This window comes from Lelliottia sp. EB106-05-01-XG201, assembly GCF_058791735.1.
In genome coordinates this window covers 3472987-3494568 of sequence record NZ_JBYTDV010000001.1, presented here as the reverse complement: position 1 = coordinate 3494568, position 21582 = coordinate 3472987, and the positions used below count along the sequence as shown (strand labels likewise).

General features: G+C 57.3%; 24 protein-coding genes. 14 read left to right on the top strand and 10 right to left on the bottom strand.

Translation table 11 applies throughout. The annotated features are described in order from the left end of the window. Positions 1 to 105: 105 nt before the first annotated feature. Positions 106 to 516: a Cu(I)-responsive transcriptional regulator gene (gene cueR, locus AC3WS9_RS16420; RefSeq protein ID WP_282492577.1), complete on the top strand. Its 411-nt coding sequence runs from the start codon at positions 106 to 108 to the stop codon at positions 514 to 516. Here the strand turns inward: cueR and AC3WS9_RS16415 are convergent. Both AC3WS9_RS16415 and AC3WS9_RS16410 read right to left on the bottom strand, forming a co-directional pair. Next, positions 513 to 965 (bottom strand): NfeD family protein, encoded by a 453-nt coding sequence (locus tag AC3WS9_RS16415; protein WP_492489371.1) that lies wholly within the window; start codon positions 963 to 965, stop codon positions 513 to 515. The genes cueR and AC3WS9_RS16415 overlap by 4 nt on opposite strands. Beyond that, complete coding sequence (locus tag AC3WS9_RS16410; RefSeq protein ID WP_282492575.1) at positions 962 to 1876, bottom strand: SPFH domain-containing protein; 915 nt, start codon at positions 1874 to 1876, stop codon at positions 962 to 964. The genes AC3WS9_RS16415 and AC3WS9_RS16410 overlap by 4 nt, the downstream gene beginning before the upstream one ends. A 151-nt stretch (positions 1877 to 2027) precedes the next feature. On the opposite strand from AC3WS9_RS16410, the gene fetA reads away from it, so the two are divergent. Then, entirely contained in the window at positions 2028 to 2705 is a 678-nt protein-coding gene (gene fetA, locus AC3WS9_RS16405) for an iron efflux ABC transporter ATP-binding subunit FetA (protein WP_492489369.1), read from the top strand. Beyond that, positions 2692 to 3474: an iron efflux ABC transporter permease subunit FetB gene (gene fetB / locus AC3WS9_RS16400; protein WP_492489367.1), complete on the top strand. Its 783-nt coding sequence runs from the start codon at positions 2692 to 2694 to the stop codon at positions 3472 to 3474. Before fetA ends, fetB begins: the two co-directional genes overlap by 14 nt. Before the next feature lie 105 nt (positions 3475 to 3579). On the opposite strand, the gene AC3WS9_RS16395 is transcribed toward fetB, so the two are convergent. From AC3WS9_RS16395 to tesA, 3 genes are read right to left on the bottom strand one after another with little or no spacing between them, the layout of a single operon-like run. Further along, positions 3580 to 4434: a co-chaperone YbbN gene (locus AC3WS9_RS16395; RefSeq protein ID WP_285146745.1), complete on the bottom strand. Its 855-nt coding sequence runs from the start codon at positions 4432 to 4434 to the stop codon at positions 3580 to 3582. A gap of 59 nt (positions 4435 to 4493) precedes the next feature. Beyond that, positions 4494 to 5303 (bottom strand): SDR family oxidoreductase, encoded by an 810-nt coding sequence (locus AC3WS9_RS16390; protein ID WP_285146744.1) that lies wholly within the window; start codon positions 5301 to 5303, stop codon positions 4494 to 4496. Beyond that, positions 5293 to 5919, bottom strand: coding sequence for a multifunctional acyl-CoA thioesterase I/protease I/lysophospholipase L1 (tesA, locus tag AC3WS9_RS16385; RefSeq protein ID WP_100780759.1), 627 nt, complete (start codon positions 5917 to 5919; stop codon positions 5293 to 5295). The genes AC3WS9_RS16390 and tesA overlap by 11 nt, the downstream gene beginning before the upstream one ends. Between tesA and ybbA the strand changes: the two genes are divergently transcribed. The 6 genes from ybbA (at position 5887) to AC3WS9_RS16355 (ending at position 13107) form a co-directional block, all read left to right on the top strand. Further along, positions 5887 to 6573 carry a putative ABC transporter ATP-binding protein YbbA gene (gene ybbA / locus AC3WS9_RS16380; protein WP_285146743.1) on the top strand — a complete coding sequence of 229 codons (687 nt, stop codon included), beginning with the start codon at positions 5887 to 5889 and terminating at the stop codon, positions 6571 to 6573. The two genes, tesA and ybbA, sit on opposite strands and share 33 nt — an antisense overlap. Then, on the top strand, positions 6570 to 8984 hold the full coding sequence (ybbP, locus tag AC3WS9_RS16375) for a putative ABC transporter permease subunit YbbP (protein ID WP_492489364.1): 2415 nt from the start codon (positions 6570 to 6572) through the stop codon (positions 8982 to 8984). Before ybbA ends, ybbP begins: the two co-directional genes overlap by 4 nt. A gap of 176 nt (positions 8985 to 9160) precedes the next feature. Then, complete coding sequence (locus AC3WS9_RS16370) at positions 9161 to 10312, top strand: porin (protein ID WP_285158359.1); 1152 nt, start codon at positions 9161 to 9163, stop codon at positions 10310 to 10312. A gap of 237 nt (positions 10313 to 10549) precedes the next feature. Continuing rightward, a complete protein-coding gene (locus AC3WS9_RS16365) occupies positions 10550 to 11383 on the top strand; it encodes a MetQ/NlpA family ABC transporter substrate-binding protein (RefSeq protein ID WP_282492568.1) in 834 nt (277 codons plus the stop codon). Between the two features lie 58 nt (positions 11384 to 11441). Next, positions 11442 to 12455 carry a virulence-associated ABC transporter ATP-binding protein SfbB gene (sfbB, locus tag AC3WS9_RS16360; RefSeq protein WP_285150514.1) on the top strand — a complete coding sequence of 338 codons (1014 nt, stop codon included), beginning with the start codon at positions 11442 to 11444 and terminating at the stop codon, positions 12453 to 12455. Continuing rightward, the gene (locus AC3WS9_RS16355) at positions 12448 to 13107 is read left to right on the top strand and encodes a methionine ABC transporter permease (RefSeq protein WP_492489361.1); all 660 of its coding nucleotides are present in this window, start codon (positions 12448 to 12450) and stop codon (positions 13105 to 13107) included. Before sfbB ends, AC3WS9_RS16355 begins: the two co-directional genes overlap by 8 nt. Positions 13108 to 13111: 4 nt before the next feature. Here the strand turns inward: AC3WS9_RS16355 and mnmH are convergent, their stop codons facing one another. From mnmH to purE, 3 genes are all read right to left on the bottom strand, one after another. After that, positions 13112 to 14182 carry a tRNA 2-selenouridine(34) synthase MnmH gene (mnmH, locus tag AC3WS9_RS16350; protein ID WP_492489359.1) on the bottom strand — a complete coding sequence of 357 codons (1071 nt, stop codon included), beginning with the start codon at positions 14180 to 14182 and terminating at the stop codon, positions 13112 to 13114. Positions 14183 to 14280: 98 nt separating this feature from the next. After that, positions 14281 to 15348 (bottom strand): 5-(carboxyamino)imidazole ribonucleotide synthase, encoded by a 1068-nt coding sequence (gene purK, locus AC3WS9_RS16345; protein ID WP_492489357.1) that lies wholly within the window; start codon positions 15346 to 15348, stop codon positions 14281 to 14283. After that, entirely contained in the window at positions 15345 to 15854 is a 510-nt protein-coding gene (gene purE, locus AC3WS9_RS16340; RefSeq protein WP_282492546.1) for a 5-(carboxyamino)imidazole ribonucleotide mutase, read from the bottom strand. Before purE ends, purK begins: the two co-directional genes overlap by 4 nt. Positions 15855 to 16043: 189 nt before the next feature. Here purE and AC3WS9_RS16335 point away from each other — a divergent pair, with 189 nt between their 5' ends. Both AC3WS9_RS16335 and AC3WS9_RS16330 read left to right on the top strand, forming a co-directional pair. Then, positions 16044 to 16283, top strand: a complete 240-nt coding sequence (locus AC3WS9_RS16335; RefSeq protein WP_324723775.1) for a type II toxin-antitoxin system RelB/DinJ family antitoxin — start codon at positions 16044 to 16046, stop codon at positions 16281 to 16283. Continuing rightward, positions 16283 to 16570 carry a type II toxin-antitoxin system RelE family toxin gene (locus AC3WS9_RS16330; RefSeq protein WP_324723777.1) on the top strand — a complete coding sequence of 96 codons (288 nt, stop codon included), beginning with the start codon at positions 16283 to 16285 and terminating at the stop codon, positions 16568 to 16570. Before AC3WS9_RS16335 ends, AC3WS9_RS16330 begins: the two co-directional genes overlap by 1 nt. A 10-nt stretch (positions 16571 to 16580) precedes the next feature. Here AC3WS9_RS16330 and lpxH read toward each other — a convergent pair whose 3' ends face one another. Together lpxH and ppiB are read right to left on the bottom strand one after the other, a co-directional pair. Continuing rightward, positions 16581 to 17303 (bottom strand): UDP-2,3-diacylglucosamine diphosphatase, encoded by a 723-nt coding sequence (gene lpxH, locus AC3WS9_RS16325; RefSeq protein WP_492489354.1) that lies wholly within the window; start codon positions 17301 to 17303, stop codon positions 16581 to 16583. Positions 17304 to 17306: 3 nt separating this feature from the next. Beyond that, positions 17307 to 17801: a peptidylprolyl isomerase B gene (gene ppiB / locus AC3WS9_RS16320; protein ID WP_095281072.1), complete on the bottom strand. Its 495-nt coding sequence runs from the start codon at positions 17799 to 17801 to the stop codon at positions 17307 to 17309. Positions 17802 to 17974: 173 nt separating this feature from the next. Here ppiB and cysS point away from each other — a divergent pair, with 173 nt between their 5' ends. The 3 genes from cysS (at position 17975) to AC3WS9_RS16305 (ending at position 21566) form a co-directional block, all read left to right on the top strand. After that, positions 17975 to 19360: a cysteine--tRNA ligase gene (gene cysS, locus AC3WS9_RS16315; protein ID WP_285158256.1), complete on the top strand. Its 1386-nt coding sequence runs from the start codon at positions 17975 to 17977 to the stop codon at positions 19358 to 19360. A gap of 365 nt (positions 19361 to 19725) precedes the next feature. Then, positions 19726 to 20190: a YuaE family lipoprotein gene (locus tag AC3WS9_RS16310; RefSeq protein WP_492489352.1), complete on the top strand. Its 465-nt coding sequence runs from the start codon at positions 19726 to 19728 to the stop codon at positions 20188 to 20190. Between the two features lie 11 nt (positions 20191 to 20201). Beyond that, a complete protein-coding gene (locus AC3WS9_RS16305; protein WP_492489350.1) occupies positions 20202 to 21566 on the top strand; it encodes an FKBP-type peptidyl-prolyl cis-trans isomerase in 1365 nt (454 codons plus the stop codon). Positions 21567 to 21582: the final 16 nt, after the last annotated feature.

Genomic DNA, 21582 nt, shown 5'->3' with positions numbered 1-21582 from the left:
AAAACTCCTGTATGATTATCCGGTCAACGATTGACCAACATAATGTGTTTAGCTGACTGTTATGAAGGTTAAACCTTCCATCAAGGGGAAGGTCAAGGGGGAAATGTGAATATCAGTGATGTGGCGAAAAAAACCGGGTTAACCAGCAAAGCGATTCGTTTTTATGAGGAGAAGGGGCTGGTGACGGCGCCGCTGCGCAGTGAAAACGGCTACCGGAGTTACACTCAGCTGCACCTCGATGAACTCACGCTACTGCGTCAGGCGCGCCAGGTCGGGTTTAACCTCGAAGAGTGCGGCGAGCTGGTCCATCTGTTCAACGATCCCAAACGGCACAGCGCCGATGTCAAAAAACGCACACTGGAAAAGGTGGCGGAGATTGAGCGCCATATCGTGGAGCTCCAGGCGATGCGCGACCAGCTGCTGTCGCTTGCGGAATCTTGCCCTGGGGATGACAGCGCCGACTGTCCGATTATCGATAATCTCTCCGGCTGCTGTCATCGTAAGGCCAGCGTTTAGCTGGCTTTTACCCGCAGCGTAATCCCTTCGACCGCGATGACTTCGATGCGTGTCCCCGCCACGAGATCCTCATCGGCCACCACCGGCCAGGTGCTGTCCCCGACGCGGACGTGCCCGCGCCCGTTGATGAGCGTGGTATCCAGCGTATAGCGCTGGCCGACCAACTGCTGTCCGCGCCTGTTGAGTGCGCCATCAGCCGGTTTTTGCCTGCGCACCTGGCGTGACAGCCATTGATACCACAGCCAGGCGGCGATCAGCGTCAGCGCGGCGAAGAGGGCACCTTGCCACTCCCAGCCGAACGGCGTGACCCAGACCAACAGCCCGGTGATGACAGCCGCGACGCCGCTCCAGAGCAGATACCCGTTGCCGCCCAGCATCTCAGCCGCCAGCAGCAGCCCGCCGAGGCTGAGCCAGAAAACATGAGGGTGTGCTGCAATCATCTCAATCATTTTTTGCGCTCATCTCCGCTGTCCTTGATAAGCTCCGCGATCCCGGCGATAGAGCCCATCAGGCTGCTGGCTTCCAGCGGCATCATGACGACTTTGCTGTTATTGGCCGAGCCAATTTTCTGCAGCGCATCGGTATATTTCTGCGCCACAAAGTAGTTAATCGCCTGGATATCACCGGCCGCGATGGCTTCCGACACCATCTGCGTGGCTCGCGCTTCTGCTTCGGCGGAACGTTCACGGGCTTCTGCCTGCAGGAAGGCCGACTGGCGTTCACCTTCTGCTTTCAGGATCTGGGATTGTTTTTCCCCTTCGGCTTTCAGGATCTCTGCCTGACGCACCCCTTCGGCCTCAAGGATGTACGCGCGCTTGGTTCGCTCGGCTTTCATCTGGGCGTTCATCGACGAAATCAGCTCTGCCGGTGGGCGCACGTCGCGGATTTCAATACGGGTGACTTTAATTCCCCACGGATTGGTGGCTTCATCGACGATATGCAGCAGGCGGGTGTTGATGTTGTCGCGCTGAGAGAGCATTTCATCCAGCTCCATCGAGCCGAGTACGGTACGGATGTTGGTCATCGTCAGGTTGATGATCGCCAGTTCAAGATTGCTCACCTCATAGGCGGCTTTTGGCGCGTCGATCACCTGAATAAAGCAGACGGCATCGATGGTGACATTGGCGTTATCGCGCGAGATGATCTCCTGGGAAGGGATATCCAGCACCTGTTCCATCATGTTGATTTTACGCCCGATGCGGTCCATGAACGGAACGATGAGGTTCAGGCCTGGCTGGAGGGTGTTGGTGTAACGACCGAAGCGTTCGACCGTCCACTGATAGCCCTGTGGCACGATCTTCACGCCTGCGCCGACGATCACCAGCACCACAAAAATAAGGATAGGGATAACGATCAACATGAAAAAACCTCCTGTTCTGCATTCCGTGTAATCACAAAAATTGCTCGTTTGTTGAACTTAAGTATATCGACTATTGAAGGGAAGTTCGCCTCTAATCCATTAACCTGTTTACAATATTGAGACGAAGCAGAATGAAAAAATGGGAAATGATATGAAGGATAATCACGCGCTTCTGGAACTCAGGAACGTCGGTTTTCGCGTGGGCGAAACCACGATATTGCAGGGGATTAATTTTCGCGTACAGCCTGGCGAATTCAGGCTCATTACCGGGCCGTCGGGCTGCGGAAAGAGCACCTTGTTGAAGATCATTGCCTCGTTGCTCAGCCCGACCGAAGGGAACATTTTCTTTGAAGACAAGGATATCGCGACGCTTTCACCTGAGAGCTACCGCCAGCAGGTCTCGTACTGCGTGCAGACGCCTTCCCTGTTTGGTGAGACGGTTTACGACAATCTGATCTTCCCCTGGCAGATCCGCGATAAAGCGCCGGAACCGGAAAAATTCATCACCGATCTGGCGCGTTTTAATCTGCCAGAGGAAACCTTGACTAAGTCCGTAAACGAACTTTCCGGCGGCGAAAAACAGCGCGTCTCGCTGATTCGTAATCTGCAATTTCTGCCGAAAATTTTGCTGCTCGATGAAGTGACCAGTGCGCTGGATGAGAGCAACAAGCGCAACGTGAATGAGATCATTCATCGCCATGCCAAAGAGAACAACATTGCGGTGCTGTGGGTGACGCACGACGCGGGTGAGATTGCCCATGCCGACGAAGTGATCACCCTTCAGGCACACGGCGGGAAGATGCAGGAGGCAAACCGTGAACGAGCATAATATTACTAACGAATCGCTGGCCCTTTCGATGGTGCTGGTGCTGGTGGCGATCCTGGTCAGCCACCGGGAAAAGCTCGGTCTGGAAAAGGACATCGTGTGGAGCATTTGCCGCGCGGTGATCCAGCTGATTATCGTCGGCTATGTGCTGAAGTACATTTTCAACGTCAACCACGCGGTGCTGACGCTGCTGATGGTGCTGTTTATCTGCTTCAACGCGGCGTGGAATGCGCAAAAGCGCAGTAAATACATCGACAAAGCCTTTATCTCTTCGTTTATCGCGATTACCACGGGCACGGCGCTGACGCTGACGGTGCTGGTCCTCTCGGGCTCGATCGAATTTGCGCCAATGCAGGTGATTCCCATCTCGGGGATGATTGCGGGGAACGCGATGGTGGCGGTGGGGCTGTGCTACAACAATCTCGGCCAGCGGTTTAGCAGCGAGCAGCATCAGATCCAGGAGAAGCTGAGCCTGGGAGCCACGCCGAAAACGGCGTCAGCGCGGCTGATCCGCGAGAGTATTCGATCCTCGCTGATTCCAACGGTGGATTCAGCGAAAACGGTCGGGCTGGTGAGTTTGCCGGGGATGATGTCCGGGCTGATTTTCGCCGGTATCGACCCGGTGAAAGCGATTAAGTATCAGATTATGGTGACCTTTATGCTGCTTTCGACCGCCAGCCTGTCGACCATTATTGCCTGCTATTTAACCTATCGGAAGTTTTACAACTCGCGGCATCAGCTGGTGGTGACACAGTTGAAGAAAACGGGGTGAGGTGAAGGTTTTTCGCGGTTTCGTAGGCCCGGTAAGCGCAGCGCCACCGGGCATTTTTGCCGGGCGGCACTGCGTTTGCCCGGCCTACGGGTGCATCGCGTGGGATTAATACAACAACGCGTAAAGCTGACGACGATACTTCGACGCCAGCGCATCGCCTGTGCCCAGCGCCGCGAGGATCTCCTGGAACATCTTGCGCGCCTGACCGTCGGCGGCAGCCAGATCCTTTTTCAGATGGCTGAACAGCAGCTCCAGCGCCTCTTCGTTACGCCCAACCTGATGCAGCTGTAACGCCAGCTGGCTGGCCAGCGCCGCATCGTCCGGGTTCTCCGCCACCTGCTGCTGCAGTTGCTGGATTTCCGGGGTATCTGCCGCCTGTTTCAGCAGTTCAATCTGCGCCACCAGGCCCTGATAACGGGTATCCTGGTCCTGCAATGGAATGGTTTTCAGCACCGCTTCAGCGTCTTCTGAACGATGCAACTCAATCTGCGTCTGCGCCAGCAGCAAACCAATCTGGCTGTCCTGGTTCGACATCTGCCACGCCTCTTTCAGCAGAGGCAGCGCTTCGTCGTGCTTGCCTTCCTGAATCAGTTCCAGCGCCTGCTGCGCTTTCAACTCTTCTTCACGCGGCAGCACTTTGTCGAGCAGGGCGCGGATCGCCTCTTCCGGCTGCGGGCCCTGGAAACCATCGACCGGCTGACCGTTCTGGAACAGATACACCGTCGGAATGGCGCGCAGGCCAAACTGAGACGCCACCATCTGCTCGGCGTCGCAGTCCAGTTTTGCCAGCAGGAACTGACCGTTGTACTGCGCCGCGAGGCTCTCCAGCACCGGCGTCAGCTCCAGACAGTGCTGGCTGCGCTCGGACCAGAAATAGAACAGCACGGGTTTGGTCATCGACACTTCAAGTGTCTGATGCAGGTTCGCTTCAGTGATGTTGACAATATTCTGTACGGACATACGGCATTCTCTTTTATCAATTTGACAAATACATGGGGGATGAGGAGCCAGGCTTCAACTCATCCGCGTAAAATTTTATCCATCATCCGGCCCGGCAGCAGGCGCTTAAGCCAGCCCACGGCGTGCGTCACCAGGGTGACCGGATAACGGATTTTTGGCCGTTCGCTTTCAAAAGCATGGCGCACTTTGGCGACCACCGCCTCCGGCCCGAGGGTAAATCGTGCGGCAATGCCGGGGTTTTCAACCGGATGGTCGGACTGGGTTTGATTCACGTTTTCCGTGAAACGGGTGCGAATCGGACCAGGCTCGATCAGGCTGACCTTAATCCCGCTGTGGCGCAGCTCCATGCGTAACGCATCGGACCAGGCTTCCAGCGCATATTTGCTGGCGGCATAGGCCCCGCGGCCCGGCGTGGAGATCAATCCCATCACCGAGGAGGTCATCACAATGCGCCCTTCGCCGTGCGGGAGCATCGCCGGGAGCAGCGCCATGGTGAGCTGGTGGATGCCAAAAAAGTTGGTGGAAAATTGCTGCTCAAGCTGCTCGCGTGAAATGGTTTGCAGCGGGCCGTACACGCCGAACCCGGCGTTATTAAACAGGCCGTACAGACGATTACCGGTCAGGGCGATCACCTCGGCGGCGGCGCGTTCTATGCTTTCCGGCGAGTCCAGATCCAGCAGCACGCCCTGAAAACCTTTGCTGTGCATGCGATCAACGTCTTCTTGTTTGCGGCATGCGGCTAATACCCAAAATCCCTGGCGCTTTAGTTCGAGCGCGCTCTCAAGGCCAATTCCGCTGGAACATCCTGTTATTAAGACCGATTTTTGCATAACTTTACCTGTCAGGATCTCCGCTGTATTACGAGTCATGTTTAACTAGAGGAGCCAGTCGCGTTGCCATCCAGTCGGCGATAAACGGCTGGGCGTCGCGGTTGGGGTGAATACCGTCATCCTGCATCCATTGCGGTTTCAGATAGACCTCCTCCATGAAAAATGGCAGCAGCGGAATATCGAATTCTTTGGCAAGCTTGGGATAGATGGCGCTAAAGGCCTCATTATAACGGCGTCCGTAGTTCGCAGGCAGACGAATTTGCATTAATAGCGGCTGGGCGTTGGCCGCCTGAATATCCGTAATAATTTTGCGTAAGGTTTCTTCTGTTTGCTGCGGCTGGAAGCCGCGTAAACCGTCGTTACCGCCCAGTTCGACCAGCACCCAGCGCGGTTGATGTTGTTTGAGCAAGGCGGGCAGGCGCGCAAGCCCCTGCTGGGACGTATCCCCGCTGATGCTGGCATTCAGCACCGGCGTTTGGGTCTGCCACTTATCGTTGAGCAGCGCAGGCCAGGCGGCAGTGGCCGCCATCCGGTAGCCCGCACTCAGGCTGTCACCCAGCACCAGTAACGTGTCCGCCGCGGCGGCGCGAAAGGTCATCAGAATCAGAAACAGGAAGGGCAAATGCCAGCGGAAAACATTGTTGCAGTTCATCATCTTAAGAAGTCCGTCGGTCAGGGTGAGCACGAGTTATCCATCCTCACCGGAGTTGAACTCGTTGTCAAACGCGCTGAAACCATCGCGCTGATTGGTGAATCCGGTTCCGGTAAGTCCACGCTGCTGGCGATTCTGGCCGGGCTGGACGATGGCAGCAGCGGCGAGGTGAACCTCGTCGGCCAGCCGCTGCACAAGCTCGACGAAGAGGCGCGCGCGGCGCTGCGGGCCAAACATATCGGCTTTGTGTTTCAGTCTTTCATGCTCATTCCGACGCTCAACGCGCTGGAAAACGTTGAACTGCCTGGCCTGCTGCGCGGTGAGAATGCCAGCCAGAGCCGCAGCGGTGCGAAAGCGCTGCTTGAACAGCTGGGTCTTGGCAAGCGTCTGGACCACCTCCCGGCGCAGCTGTCCGGCGGGGAGCAGCAGCGCGTGGCGCTGGCCCGAGCCTTCAACGGTCGCCCGGAGGTGCTGTTTGCCGATGAACCGACCGGCAATCTGGACCGGCAGACGGGCGATAAAATTGCCGATTTACTCTTCTCCCTCAACCGCGAGCACGGCACCACGCTGATTCTGGTCACGCACGACCTTGAGCTGGCGGCCCGCTGCGACCGCCGTCTGCGTCTGGTCAACGGGCAGTTGCAGGAGGAAGCATGATTGCACGCTGGTTCTGGCGCGAATGGCGCTCGCCGTCGCTGCTGATTGTCTGGCTGGCGCTGAGTCTGGCGGTGGCCTGCGTGCTGGCGCTCGGCAGCGTCAGCGACCGCATGGAAAAGGGGCTAAGCCAGCAGAGCCGCGAGTTTATGGCGGGCGACCGCACGCTCAGCAGTTCGCGCGACGTACCCCAGGCGTGGATCGAGGAGGCGCGTAAGCAGGGGCTGAAAGTTGGTCAGCAGCTCAGCTTCCAGACCATGACCTTTGCCGCCGACACGCCGCAGCTGGCGAGCGTCAAAGCCGTCGACGACGTCTATCCGATGTACGGCGATCTGCAAACCAATCCGCCGGGCCTCAAACCGACGGCGGGCTCGGTGTTACTCGCGCCACGCCTGATGGCCCTGCTGAACCTGAAAACCGGCGACAGCATTGACGTCGGCGACGCCACGCTGAAAATCGCCGGGGAAGTGGTGCAGGAGCCGGACTCCGGCTTTAACCCGTTCCAGATGGCACCGCGTCTGCTGATGAACACGGCGGACGTGGCAAAAACCGGGGCCGTGCAGCCGGGGAGTCGCGTCACCTGGCGCTACAAATTCGGTGGCACGCCCGCGCAGCTCGAAGCCTACGAAAACTGGCTGAAACCGCAGCTCAAGCCGGAACATCGCTGGATCGGTATGGAGCAGGACGACGGTGCGCTGGGAAAATCCCTTGAGCGTTCGCAGCAGTTTTTACTCCTCTCCGCGCTGCTGACCATGCTGCTGGCCGTCGCTGCCGTGGCGGTGGCGATGGGGCACTATTGCCGCAGCCGCTACGATCTGGTGGCGATCCTGAAAACCCTCGGCGCGGGCAGGGCGCAGCTGCGGAAGCTGATCGTCGGCCAGTGGCTGATGGTGCTGATCCTGTCCGCCATCACCGGCGGGGCGATTGGCCTGCTGTTTGAAAAAGTGCTGATGGTGTTGCTGAAACCGGTGCTGCCCGCCGAACTGCCGCCCGCCAGCCTGTGGCCGTGGCTGTGGGCCATCGGCGCGATGGTGGTGATTTCTCTGCTGGTCGGTCTGCGTCCGTACCGCCTGCTGCTGGCGACGCAGCCGCTGCGGGTGTTGCGCCGTGACGTGGTCGCCAGCGTCTGGCCGCTGAAGTTTTATCTGCCGGTGGTGGTCGTGGTGGTGGTGATGTTGCTCGCCTGGCTGATGGGCGGGAGTATGCTCCTGTGGGCCGTGCTGGCCGGTGCCGTGGTGCTGGCGCTGCTGTGCGGCGTGCTCGGCTGGATGTTGCTGAACCTGCTGAAAGGGCTGACGCTGAAATCCCTGCCCGTACGTCTGGCGGTGAATCGCCTGCTGCGTCAGCCGTGGTCGACCCTGAGCCAGCTGTCGGCGTTTTCGCTCTCCTTCATGCTGTTGGCGATGCTGCTGGTGCTGCGCGGCGATCTGCTCGACCGCTGGCAGCAGCAGCTTCCACCGGAAAGTCCGAACTATTTCCTGATCAACATCGCGCCGGAACAGGTGACGCCGCTGAAGGGCTTCCTCGCGGAACATCAGATAGTGCCCGAGTCGTTCTATCCCATCGTTCGCGCGCGCCTGACGCAAATTAACGGCAAGTCGACGGAAGGGAATCAGGATGAATCCCTGAACCGCGAGCTGAATCTGACCTGGCAGGACAAACGCCCGGACCACAATCCGATCACCAAAGGTGACTGGCCGCCAAAAGTGGGTGAAGTGTCGATGGAGGAGGGGCTGGCGGCGCGTCTGAACGTCGGCCTTGGCGACACGGTGACCTTCACCGGCGACACCCAGGACTTTAGCGCCAAAGTGACCAGCCTGCGTAAAGTGGACTGGGAAAGCCTGCGCCCGAACTTCTTCTTTATCTTCCCGTCCGGGGCGCTCGACGGTCAGCCGCAAAGCTGGCTGACCAGCTTCCGTTGGGAAAATGGCAACGGCATGCTGACGCAGCTGAACCGTGAGTTCCCGACGGTGAGCCTGCTGGATATCGGCGCGATCCTGAAACAGGTCGGCCAGGTGCTGGAGCAGGTCAGCCGTGCGCTGGAGGTGATGGTGGTGCTGGTGACCGCCTGCGGCGTGCTGTTGCTGCTGGCGCAGGTGCAGGTGGGCATGCGTCAGCGTCATCAGGAACTGGTGGTGTATCGCACGCTCGGGGCGAGTAAATCCCTGCTGCGCACCACCCTGTGGTGTGAGTTTGCGCTGCTCGGGCTGGTCTCCGGCCTGGTGGCGGCGATAGGTGCGGAAACCGCGCTGGCCGTGCTGCAGACCAAGGTGTTCGACTTCCCGTGGGAGCCGGACTGGCGGCTGTGGCTGATCCTGCCGGTGTCGGGCGCGGTGCTGCTCTCCCTGTGCGGCGGCTGGCTGGGAACGCGGCTGTTAAAAGGTAAAGCGCTGTTCCGTCAGTTTGCCAGTTAATTCCCTCCTGTGATGATTGCGCACCGGTTTATCGACTGGTGCGTAATCCTTTAGTAGCACAAAACGATAATACCCCCACATTTAGCAGCACAAATCATTAAAAACCCGACAACACGGTTCGTTTAATTCCAGATATTATCCCTGCGCTAAATAGTTAGCAGTATGTCTATCAAGGAATAATAATGACCATAAAAAAAACAGCGCTGGCGGTAACGATCGGCGCGGCAGTGGCACTGGCGTCTTTCGCAGCACAAGCGGAAATCACTTTACTGAAGCAAGATCCGCAGGCGGGCGATCCGCTCAGCCGTCTTAACTTCACCGTCGGCGGCAGTATTCGTCCTCAGTTCAACATGATGACGGGCGACGGCGACAAAGGTTCTTACAAACGTAACGGTTTCGACGGCGGCACCCGTTTCCGTTTCGCCTCAGATTACTACCTGTTCGATGATATCAGCTGGATCAGCTACTACGAGCTGGGTGTGAACATTCCGGCGCTGTTCGACTGGGATAACCACTACGCCGAAGGCGCGAACGATACTTCTCGCCGTATGCTTTACACCGGCCTGAAAAGCGCGACCTGGGGTACGCTGACCTTCGGTCAACAGAACAGCGTGTACTACGATGTGGTCGGCGCGAAAACCGATATCTGGGACTACGACATGATCGGTCAGGCTCCGGGTAACGGCATCAACGGCGACTACGACGGCTCTTATCGTTCACGCAAAATGCTGAAATATAAGAAAACCGTAGGTGATGCTGACATCTACGCATCTTACCTGTTCGAAGACGGTGAATACCTGCCGGGTAACGGCCTGCGTTACAAGCGTAAAGGTGGCGGCTCACTGGGTATTGATTACCACCTGACCACCGATCTGACCTGGGGTACGGCGTGGAACTACACCCGTGCGGATATGCGTAACCCGGATAACGGCGACAGCAAATCTTATGACCAGAACATCCTCGGTACAGCGCTGAGCTGGACCCCGGACAACTGGACCTTCTCCGCAGGCGGCGGCTGGTACCAGAACTTCATGACCACCAAAAAAGTGTCGGTGAACGACTACTTCGCCGGTGATGCCTGGGGTATTGAGTACTTCGCGGGCTACAAAATCCCGGTCGGTCAGTACGCGCTGAAATCTGTTCAGCCGTATGTGATGGGCGATCGTATTGAGTATGTGAATGGCCGCAACTACCAGCGCACCGACAACGGCGTGGGTGTGAGCTTCCAGCTGGATTACGGTTTCCGCGTGGATTATGAGCACGTGTTTACCTCCAGCACCGACGATCTGGGTGATATGAACCTGGTGCGTCTGCGTTACGACTTCTAAGTCGGAGCGCGTGGTCCCCGGTGGCACTTCGCTTACCGGGGCTACAAAACCCTCATCTGCTGTCTAACCTTTGCCGTAAATCGCATATCCCAATCTCCTGCACATTCAACGACATATTCCGCAACATCATGAAATAATTTCAAGGACAGCCGCTTGTGATCTGTGTCATGTTAAACAGACTCTGCGCCGCATCGCACGGTGCAACACAACGCCACACCGCTTTGAAATGGAGATCTCATGGGAATTCGTCACACGCTTCGCGCCGCTGCCGGTGCGCTTCTGCTGGTCTGCGGTTTGCAGGCTGCCCACGCTAACAGCGATCCGCACACTATCGTGTTTGGCGTCGCGCCTGGCCCGTACGGCGACATGGTCAAACAGGCCATCGCCCCTTCGCTTAAAGAGAAGGGCTACAAAGTCGTGGTGCGCGAATTCAGCGATTACGTACAGCCGAATATGGCGCTCTCCAACGGCAGCATCGACGCCAACCTGTTCCAGCATTCGCTCTATTTCACCAAGTTCACGGCGGATAAAGGGCTGAAGCTGACCAAATTACTCACCGTGCCGACGGCGGGCATGGGCTTTTATTCTCACAAGATCAAAAGCCTGGACGAGCTGAAAAAGGGCGATATCGTTACTCTTTCAAACGATCCGACCAACCTCGCGCGCGGCCTGCGTTTCCTGCAGTCCCTGAAGCTCATCACCATCAAAGAGAACATCGATCCGACCAAAGCCTCCGAGCGTGATATTGCCAGCAACCCGAAAGGGCTGGTATTCAAACCGCTGGAAGCCGCACAGCTGCCGCGCACGCTGGATAGCGTGACCGCTTCGCTGGTTAACGGCAACTTCGCGATTGCCGCCGGCATGGATCTCTCCAGCGCGCTGGCGCAGGAGCATCTTGACGAAAACCTGAAAAATATCATCGCCGTACGTACCGAAGATGCGGATAAACCTTTCGCCAAAGATATCGTGGCGGTGGTTGAGTCTCCGGCCTATCGCGCGGTGATTGACGACCCGAAAAACGTCTACACCGCGTTCCAGAAACCCGACTGGATGACAGCGGCAAAACCCTAATCGCGCGCAGGTTTGACAGGGCAGCTGAGTCTGCCCTTTTCGCATTTCTGAGGTAGTCATGATTGAGTTAGACAAGGTATGCGTCGACTTCCAGACCGGGCGCGGGCCTTCCACCCGCGCGGTCTCCGACGTCAGCCTGACCATTGCCGCCGGTGAGATTTTTGGCATCGTCGGCACCAGCGGCGCGGGGAAAAGCACCTTGCTGCGCACCCTGAACGCCCTCCAGCGCCCAAGCGCGGGCCGCGTCAACGTCAACGGCGTGGAGATCTCCGCTCTCGACGGCGTGGATTTGCGCAAAGCCCGCCAGCGTATCGGCATGATTTTCCAGCATTTCAATTTGATGCACACCCGCACCGTGGCGCAGAACGTGGCGTTCAGCCTGAAAGCCGCCGGATGGGAGCGCAGTAAAATCGCCCCGCGCGTCACGGAGATCCTCGCCCTCGTCGGGCTGACGGACAAGGCGAATCGCTATCCGGTGCAGCTGAGCGGAGGGCAGAAACAGCGCGTGGGTATCGCCCGCGCCATTGCCAACCATCCTGACGTCCTGCTCTGTGATGAACCGACCTCTGCGCTGGATCTGGAAACCTCCGCCACCATTCTGGCGCTGCTCAAGCAGATCAACCAGCAGATGGGGATCACGATCGTGCTGATCACCCATGAGATGAACGTGATCAAATCTATCTGCGATCGCGTGGCGGTGATGTCCGGCGGCGAAGTGGTGGAGCTGGGCGAAGTGTTTGACGTCTTTGCCCATCCGCAGCATCCGTTCACGCAGCAGCTGGTGTCACACACCCTGAACCTGACCCTGCCGGAGCGTTTGCAGCAGCACCTGCCGGGACAACTGCTGAAAATTCTGTTTATCGGCGATTCCGCCGAGCAGCCGGTGCTCTCGGACGTGGCGATCAAATTTGGCGTGGCGGTGAATATTCTGCACGGCAAAATCGAGTACATCGGCGAGCGTGCCCTGGGGATTCTGGTGGTGCAGCTGACAGCGGATGATCCTGCCGTCGTGGAAACCGCTGTTGAACATATTCGTCATCGTACTGCGCAGGTGGAGGTGATCCGTGGATGATTTGGTGGCCGACCTCGGCCTGGCGTTTAACGAAACTTTCCAGATGCTGAGCATCTCCACGGTACTGGCGGTCATTGGCGGCCTGCCGCTGGGCTTTTTGATTTTTGTCACCGACCGACATGTGTTCTGGCAGAACCGTTTTGTTTACCTGGTGAGTTCGGTGCTGGTGAACATCATTCGTTCGGTACCCTTTGTGATCCTGCTGGTGCTGCTTCTGCCCCTGACGCAGCTCCTGCTCGGCAACACCATCGGCCCGATTGCGGCGTCGGTTCCGCTTTCCGTGGCGGCGATTGCGTTTTACGCCCGTCTGGTGGATAGCGCGTTGCGCGAAGTGGATAAAGGGATTATCGAAGCGGCAGAAGCATTTGGCGCGAGCCCGATGCGTATCATCTGCACCGTCCTGCTGCCGGAGGCGAGTGCCGGGCTGCTGCGCGGTTTGACGATCACCCTGGTCAGCCTGATCGGTTACTCGGCGATGGCGGGGATCGTCGGCGGCGGTGGGGTAGGGGATCTGGCGATCCGCTACGGTTATTACCGCTATGAAACCCAGGTGATGGTCGTCACCGTGATCGCGCTGATCGTCCTGGTGCAGATCGTCCAGGTACTGGGCGACTGGCTGGCGAAACGCGCCGATAAGCGCGATCGCCGCTAGAGAATCAGGCCGCCAGCCAGGCGGCCACCGTGTTAAATTCGCCCCGAAAGACTACCTTGTCGGCTTTTTTCTCCAGCTGATAGCGATACATCGGGTCGTAATAGTCATTGAGCAGTGGCGCAAGCCAGGAATAGTGCGCCTCGGTACGTCCTGTGCGCTGCTGCTCGATGAGCGCGGAATCCAGTAACGCGGTGAGTTCTGCAAAGCGCTGCAGCCCCAGGCGACGGCGAATGGCAAACAGGCCGTGATGAAGATACTCCGCGTACTCCTGCCAGCCCGCCTCTTCGCCGTAGGCGGCAGAAAATTCCTGCCACATGTGCGCGAAATACTCCTCGCGCAGGCGTTCCAGACGCACATCAAAGGGATCGTCCACCACCACGATGGGGGAGTCGACCATCCGTTCGCGCAGGCATTCCGGCAGATGGTTCGAGCCAATCATCCGACCCTCGTCCTCCAGCACCCAGCGCGGGGCGTCCTTTTTCAGCAGCTCGACGGCCAGGTGATTTTCAAAGCTGGCCTGCGACAGCTGGGCCTGCAACGTGCGGCCAAACGAGGAGCCGCGATGATGCGCCAGCCCTTCCAGATCGATACCCTGTTGGTGTTCTCTCACCAGTATCGTTTTCCCGCTCCCGGTACAGCCGCCAATCAGCACCATCGGTTTTTGCACCTGCTCGGCGGTGGCCTGAATTGCCGTCTGACGCAGGGCTTTGTAACCGCCCGGAATCAGCGGGTAATCGATGCCCGTCTCTTTTAACCACGCCTGCGTAATATGCGAGCGCTGCCCGCCGCGCGCGCAGCAGAGATACCCGTTCGGATTGGCCAGACAAGCCTCGCGCCAGGCGTTAATCCGCTGCTCGCGCGTCTCGCCGTTGACCAGACGATGGCCCAGCGCCAGCGCCGCTTCTGGCCCCTGACGTTTGTAGCAGGTGCCCACGGCGGCGCGCTCGTCGTCCGTCATCAGGGGGAGATTAAGAGCCGCAGGCATAGCGCCCTGGGCGAATTCGATCGGCGCGCGAACGTCGATTAAGGGTGTCGCAGTGGCGAGAATGGCGCGATAGTCCGTTCCATCGTTCATGTAAAATCCTGAAAAGTGCAAAACAGCAATGGTGTGGGATTTTACGCGCGTCAGATGAAGCCGGGGAAGGGGAAGATCAACTCCCCGGCATTTAGCACTTATTTGAGTTTGCTTTGCGCCCAGGCGATGCCGCTTGCGTACTCCGGCGGCAGCAGGGGAATCATCGCTTCAAGGGTCGCGCTCAGGCGGCCCGTATCGTCATCGTTCAGATTGAGATGGCCGACTTTGCGTCCTTCGCGCACCTCTTTGTCGTACCAGTGCAGATGCACCAGCGGCAGTTTCAGCCAGTTGTAGTTCAGATCGGTCCCGATAAGGTTGATCATCACCGACGGGCTGTTCACCACCGGCTGCGGCAGCGGCAGGTCGGTGATGGCGCGCAAGTGCAGCTCGAACTGGCTGATGGAGGCGCCGTTTTGCGTCCAGTGGCCGCTGTTGTGCACGCGCGGGGCCAGCTCGTTGATCAGCTGACCGGCTGGCGTAATAAAACACTCCATCGCCATCACGCCGACATAACCCAGCTCGTGCATGATCGCCGAGAGCATATCCTCGGCCTGCGCCTGCTGGGCAGCGTTCGCCTGCGGGAACACCATGCTGGTGCGCAGAATACCGTCCTGATGCAGGTTATGGGTTAGCGGATAAAACACCGTGCTGCCGTCATGCGCGCGCGCGCCGACCAGCGACACTTCGCCGCTAAAATTGATGCCTTGCTCGACGATACACTCGCCGTAGCACTCGTCCGGCAGCTCAGCGGTATCGTTCGCACGCAGACGCCACTGACCGCGACCGTCGTACCCGCCGGTGCGACGCTTGACGATCGCCAGCTCGCCGAGGGTTTCAAACACCGCAGGCCACTCGCTCTTATCCGCCAGCAGTTGCCACGGCGCGGTGGCAAGACCCAGCTTGTCGAAGAGCTGCTTTTGCGTCAGTCGATCGGCAATAATCGGGAACACATCGCGATTGACGAAGGCGTTGTGGCGCGCCAGCTCGCGGGTGAGGGCAGTTTCGGGCCAGCGCTCGATTTCAGCGGTGATCACGCTCTGCTGAAACGGCACGGCTTCCGGCTCGGCGTCAAGCCCGACGGGCCAGACGCTGATGCCCAGCGGTTCACCCGCCTGGCGCAACATACGGCCTAACTGACCGTTTCCGAGGACGCAAACCTGTTTCATGCGTCACCTCGCGGATCGGGATTCTCCAGCACCTCGTCGGTCTGGGCTTTACGCCACTCGGCCAGACGCTGATGCAATTCTTTGTCGTGCGTCGCCAGAATCTGTGCGGCCAGCAGGGCGGCGTTCGCGGCACCCGCTTTGCCAATCGCCAGCGTACCGACCGGGATCCCGCGCGGCATCTGGACGATAGAGTAGAGGCTATCAACGCCGCTCAGAGCGGCGCTTTGCACCGGCACGCCGAGCACCGGCACCAGGGTTTTGGCGGCAATCATGCCCGGCAGATGTGCTGCACCACCCGCACCGGCAATGATTACCTGATAGCCGTTCTCTTCTGCGCCTTCGGCGAAGCTGAACAGTTTATCGGGGGTACGGTGCGCGGAGACCACTTCAACGTGGTGTGGAACATTCAGGATTTCGAAGATTTCGGCGGCAAACTGCATGGTAGCCCAGTCGCTTTTGGACCCCATCACGATGGCGACTCGCGCCGGATTATTGCGGGAAGACATGCGTCTTAAAACTCCTGTGGTGCGGAACACACTGCTTTGAGGGCACAGAGAATAGCATTAAATTGTGCCAAGGAAAACGATTGCGTGGCGGTTGTTAACCCAACGTTCTTTGATGGCTGCTGGCTTGTATTCCCTTCAGGGCGGTGCAATACTTGTAATGACGTTTGTAATTACAAAAAGGGTTTTAAAATGGGTAGCATCAATCTGCGCATCGATGACGAACTCAAAGCACGCTCTTATGCCGCGCTGGAGAGAATGGGCGTTACGCCTTCTGAAGCGCTGCGTCTTATGCTTGAGTATATTGCTGAAAATGAACGTCTGCCTTTTAGACAGACTCTGTTGAGTGACGAAGATGCTGAGCTGGTAGAAATCGTTAAAGAGCGTCTTCGTAACCCTAAGCCAGTGCGTGTGAAGCTGGATGACCTCTAATGACTTATCTCCTGGATTTTGACGAGCGTGCACTAAAGGAATGGCGAAAGCTGGGCTCGACGATACGTGAACAACTCAAAAAGAAGTTAGCGGAAGTGCTTGAGTCGCCCCGAATCGAAGCAAACAGACTTCGCGGAATGCCGGATTGCTACAAAATCAAGCTCAGAGCATCCGGCTATCGACTGGTATATCAGGTCATCGACGAAAAAGTCGTTGTCTTTGTGGTGTCGGTCGGAAGACGAGAGCACTCCGATGTCTATTCGGAAGCGATTAAACGAATTCTCTAATCGAAGGGAATTAAAACGGAAACTGAATCAGCTCAACGCCGTCTGGCGTGACTTTCACCATCGAGCCTTCCGTGTGCCAGGCACCCAGCACCACGCGGTGTGCGGGTTCGCCGTTGGCCGTCAGCGTGTGAACGTCCGGGCGATGGGTATGGCCGTGGATCAGCCACTGCACGCGGTGTTTTTCCATCACGTCGACAACCGCCTGCGGGTTGACGTCCATGATGGTCATGGATTTGCTGCTGTTGGCGGCTTTACTGCCGGCGCGCATTTTGGCGGCGATGCGGTTGCGGATGAACAGCGGCAGGGCGAGGAACAGCGTCTGGATCCACGGCGTGTGGACTTTGGCGCGAAACGCCAGGTAGCCGGTATCGTCGGTGCAGAGCGTGTCGCCGTGCATGATCAAGACTTTGCGTCCGTAGAGATCCAGCACCTTTTCTTCCGGCAGCAATGTCATGCCGCTTTCGCGGGCAAAACCTTTGCCAATCAGAAAATCGCGATTGCCGTGGATGAAGAAGCAGGGGACGCCGGAATCGACCAGCGCTTTGATGGCGACGGCCATTTCGCGGTGCAGCGGGTTAGGATCGTCGTCGCCAATCCAGGCCTCAAACAGATCGCCCAGAATGTAGAGCGCGTCGGCAGACTGCGCTTCACCGCGTAAAAAACGCAGAAAACCGGCGGTAATCGCCGGTTCTTCTGTTTGCAGATGGAGGTCTGCAATAAAGAGTGTCGCCACCAATTACTCGCTAACGGTCACGCTAGTAATGATCACGTCTTCTTTTGGAACGTCCTGGTGCATACCGCTGCGGCCAGTCGACACGCCTTTGATTTTCTCAACCACGTCCATACCTTCAACCACTTCTGCGAACACGCAGTAGCCCCAGCCCTGCATGCTTTCGCCGGAGAAGTTCAGGAAGTCGTTGTCAGCCACGTTGATGAAGAACTGGGCAGTCGCAGAGTGTGGAGCCTGAGTACGCGCCATCGCCAGGGTACCACGGGTGTTTTTCAGACCGTTGTTGGCTTCGTTTTTGATCGCTTCTTTGGTCTCTTTCTGGTTCATGCCAGGTTCAAAACCGCCGCCCTGAATCATGAAGCCATTGATCACGCGGTGGAAAATGGTGTTGTTGTAGAAACCTTCGCGGCAGTAGTCCAGGAAGTTTTTGACTGTTTCAGGCGCTTTATCATCAAAGGTTTTGATAACGATATCGCCATGATTAGTGTGGAAAGTAACCATTTTTGCATCCTGTTCCGGTATTGTAGAGCGTCGACCCAACTCTGGGTCACAGATAGAGGGCTGTTATAGCATAACCCTCAGACGGGATCATCTTGCATTGTGTGCTGATTCCGGTCTGAATTATGGGTATTATACAGACTTTATTGTCCACACACGTCTACACGGAATCTTCGATGTTAAAAATCTTTAATACTCTGACGCGCCAAAAAGAGGAATTTAAACCTATCCATGCCGGGGAAGTCGGCATGTACGTGTGTGGTATCACTGTTTACGATCTCTGTCATATCGGTCACGGGCGTACGTTTGTCTCTTTCGACGTGGTCTCACGCTACCTGCGATTCCTGGGCTATACGCTCAAGTACGTGCGTAACATCACCGATATCGACGACAAAATCATCAAACGCGCCAATGAAAATGGCGAAAGCTTTGTGGCGCTGGTGGATCGCATGATCGCCGAAATGCACAAAGATTTTGATGCACTGAACATTCTGCGCCCGGACAGCGAGCCGCGCGCCACGCATCACATCCACGAAATTATCGACATCACCGAGAAGCTGATCGCCCGCGGTCACGCCTATGTGGCGGACAACGGCGATGTGATGTTCTCGGTGCCGACGGATCCAAACTACGGTCAGCTTTCCCGTCAGGATCTGGACCAGCTGCAGGCCGGTGCGCGCGTTGACGTAGTTGACGTGAAGCGTAACCCGATGGACTTCGTGCTGTGGAAAATGTCCAAAGAAGGCGAGCCAAGCTGGCCATCTCCGTGGGGCGAAGGGCGTCCGGGCTGGCACATTGAGTGTTCGGCGATGAACTGCAAACAGCTCGGCAAACACTTCGATATTCACGGCGGCGGTTCGGACCTGATGTTCCCGCACCACGAAAACGAAATCGCGCAGTCCACCTGTGCGCACGGCGGCGAGTACGTCAACTACTGGATGCACTCCGGGATGGTGATGGTCGATCGCGAAAAGATGTCCAAATCTCTGGGCAACTTCTTTACCGTGCGCGACGTACTGAAATATTACGACGCGGAAACCGTGCGTTACTTCCTGATGTCGGGCCACTACCGCAGTCAGCTGAACTACAGCGAAGAGAACCTGAAACAGGCTCGTTCGGCGCTGGAGCGTCTGTACACCGCGCTGCGCGGAACCGACAAATCCGTTGCACCGGCAGGTGGCGAGGCGTTCGAAGCGCGCTTTATCGAAGTGATGAACGACGACTTCAACACACCGGAAGCCTACTCCGTGCTGTTTGATATGGCGCGTGAAGTGAACCGTCTGAAAACAGAAGATATGGCGGCAGCAAACGCGCTGGCTTCTCATCTGCGTAAACTCTCTGCGGTGCTGGGCCTGCTGGAGCAAGAGCCAGAAGTGTTCCTGCAGAGCAGCGCGCAGGCGGACGATGGTGAAGTGGCGGAGATTGAAGCGCTCATTAAAGCGCGTCTGGAAGCGCGTCAGGCGAAAGACTGGGCGGCGGCAGATGCGGCGCGTAATCGCCTGACCGAGATGGGGATCATTCTGGAAGATGGTCCGCAGGGGACGACCTGGCGTCGGAAGTAAGTTTGTGTTGCCCGGCGGCGCGAGGCTTGCCGGGCCTACAAATGAGTGCGGTCTGGTGCCCTCACCCCAACCCTCTCCCACGGGGAGAGGGAGAAAATATTAAAAACGGCAACGGATGTTGCCGTTTTGCGTTTATACCGTAGGTCGGGTAAGCATCGCGCCACCCGGCTTTTTACTGCACCACACCCCGCCATATTTCCTCAATAAATGTCACCCGTTAAGCGGTCTCATTTTGGATAACTTAACACCCCAATAAAATGGTTTTGCGCATTTATTCGCCCTATAATCGCTCGTCTATTATTCCAACTGGCATGTGACGTTAATTCCTTGACGTGAACCAAAGTGGATATTTAAAGGATAAGCTCGTGATCGTTACTGATAAATTCCGCAAATATGCTGGAAGGCCGCTCTTTTCGTTGATGATTATCTCAACGCTATTGGTAACCGCCGGTTGCCAGCAAAATAAAACAGCGAATAAGAAGACAATGTCAGGCCCGACAACGTCTTACGTCCCGGCACCTGTGCTTACTCCAGCCGCCATGCCAGAGCCGCAGCCAGCCGCGGCGAGCGCAGAAGGCTCGGCATCGACCTGTCAGCGTGAACTGGTCGCATTGTCCAAAATTAGCCCGCGTCTGTATGCGCAGAAAAAATCGATATTTAATGAGTTATTAGCCAGTGCTTCCGTTTATACCGCCGTGCGCGAAGATATTACGATGCAAACAAAAGATACCATGGACGCGTTTTATAAATTTAAAACGCAGAAAATATGCAGCGATATAGAACAAACGGTTCGACAGGCGTTGATTAGTCGAGTGGAGAATACCAATTGAATATATTCCGATTGAAACCTCTGGTTATCTCGATTCCGGTTTTACTGAGCTGCATCCTGGCTCAGACCTCGCAGGCCGGTGATAACGCCGCGGCGGTGAAATCGCTGGATTCGATTACCTCTCAGTCCAGTGAAATTCCCTCTTTGCTGATGGAAACGCCGGTCAACCTGCCGGATGCGGAAGAGATCGTGCCGTCGAAGCCAAAAGCGGCACCGATGCACAAGAGCGCGGGCTATCGCCTGCAAACCTCGCAGGCGCAGACCGACGCACTCAATGCCCAGGTTGCGGCGCTGAAAGCCGAGCAGGAAAAGAAAATCGCGGAGCTGGCGAAGCAGTACGCCTCGACGCAGGATTCCACGACCAAAGCGCAACAGCAGAAACTCGCCGACAGCGAGAAGCAGTTGGCAGACCTGCAAACGAAGCTGCAAACCACCGCGCAGCAGCTGGAAAGCGCCAACAAGCAGATCGCCGATCTCACCGCGACGCGTCTGGACGAAGGCGAAGAGACCGCCCAGCTTAAGCAGTCCCTGGCGGACAGCCAGAATGAAATGGCCGCGCTGACGACAAAACTGGCGGCGCTCACCGCCGATCAGAGTGCGAAAGCCACCGAGCTCGCCTCTGTGAAGAAAGCCCTGGCGGACAGCAACGGGAAATCCACCGAGCTGCAGACCAAATGGCAGGAAACGACCGCGAAGCTCGATGCGCAGACCAAACAGATGGCGAGCCTCAAGACCACACCGGAAACGCCTGCGCCTGTCAGCAAGGAAGACATTCGGGCCTATGCGCTGGGTGCCTTCTGGGGTCATGACGTGCTGAACGCAATGAAAAAGGTCGAGTCCGATGGCTTCAAGGTGTCCCAGCCTCAGGTCGTCAGCGGCGTGACGGATATGATGAGCGGCAAGTTTAAAATTCCGAAAGAGAAGATGCTGGCTGAGCTGCAGGAGATGGATGCCAGCGTGACCGCGAAATCGCAGCAGCCTGCGCCGACGGATGCCGCCAACAGTGATTTCATCACGAAATACAGCAAAAAGCCGGGCGTCAAAAAGTCGGAGATGGGTTACTACTATCGCATCACCGAGAAAGGTCGCGGCGCGATTAAAAACAGCGATATCGTGGCGATTGCGGTGACCGAAAGCTTGTCGAATGGCAAAGTGATCAAGGACATGAACAAAACGGGTAAAGTGCTGGCGCTGCCGCTGGACAGATTCCCGCCGCTGTTCAAAACCGCCATCAGCATGATGAATAATCAGGGCAAACTGCAGATGGTCGTACCGCCGGAGCTGGCGTACGGTGAAGCGGGGAGTCCGCCGAATATTCCACCGAATGCGACGATGGTCTACGACGTGAAAGTCGTGAGCATCAGCCCCGCAAAATAATGCTGTAAACCCTCAG

Coding starts and splice junctions, on each gene's coding strand:
- AC3WS9_RS16415 (WP_492489371.1), bottom strand. CDS start 965: ATGATTGAGATGATTGCAGCACACCCTCATGTTTTCTGGCTCAGCCTC.
- AC3WS9_RS16410 (WP_282492575.1), bottom strand. CDS start 1,876: ATGTTGATCGTTATCCCTATCCTTATTTTTGTGGTGCTGGTGATCGTC.
- fetA (WP_492489369.1), top strand. CDS start 2,028: ATGAAGGATAATCACGCGCTTCTGGAACTCAGGAACGTCGGTTTTCGC.
- AC3WS9_RS16395 (WP_285146745.1), bottom strand. CDS start 4,434: ATGTCCGTACAGAATATTGTCAACATCACTGAAGCGAACCTGCATCAG.
- AC3WS9_RS16390 (WP_285146744.1), bottom strand. CDS start 5,303: ATGACTCGTAATACAGCGGAGATCCTGACAGGTAAAGTTATGCAAAAA.
- ybbA (WP_285146743.1), top strand. CDS start 5,887: ATGCCAGCGGAAAACATTGTTGCAGTTCATCATCTTAAGAAGTCCGTC.
- tesA (WP_100780759.1), bottom strand. CDS start 5,919: ATGATGAACTGCAACAATGTTTTCCGCTGGCATTTGCCCTTCCTGTTT.
- ybbP (WP_492489364.1), top strand. CDS start 6,570: ATGATTGCACGCTGGTTCTGGCGCGAATGGCGCTCGCCGTCGCTGCTG.
- AC3WS9_RS16365 (WP_282492568.1), top strand. CDS start 10,550: ATGGGAATTCGTCACACGCTTCGCGCCGCTGCCGGTGCGCTTCTGCTG.
- sfbB (WP_285150514.1), top strand. CDS start 11,442: ATGATTGAGTTAGACAAGGTATGCGTCGACTTCCAGACCGGGCGCGGG.
- mnmH (WP_492489359.1), bottom strand. CDS start 14,182: ATGAACGATGGAACGGACTATCGCGCCATTCTCGCCACTGCGACACCC.
- purK (WP_492489357.1), bottom strand. CDS start 15,348: ATGAAACAGGTTTGCGTCCTCGGAAACGGTCAGTTAGGCCGTATGTTG.
- purE (WP_282492546.1), bottom strand. CDS start 15,854: ATGTCTTCCCGCAATAATCCGGCGCGAGTCGCCATCGTGATGGGGTCC.
- AC3WS9_RS16335 (WP_324723775.1), top strand. CDS start 16,044: ATGGGTAGCATCAATCTGCGCATCGATGACGAACTCAAAGCACGCTCT.
- AC3WS9_RS16330 (WP_324723777.1), top strand. CDS start 16,283: ATGACTTATCTCCTGGATTTTGACGAGCGTGCACTAAAGGAATGGCGA.
- ppiB (WP_095281072.1), bottom strand. CDS start 17,801: ATGGTTACTTTCCACACTAATCATGGCGATATCGTTATCAAAACCTTT.
- cysS (WP_285158256.1), top strand. CDS start 17,975: ATGTTAAAAATCTTTAATACTCTGACGCGCCAAAAAGAGGAATTTAAA.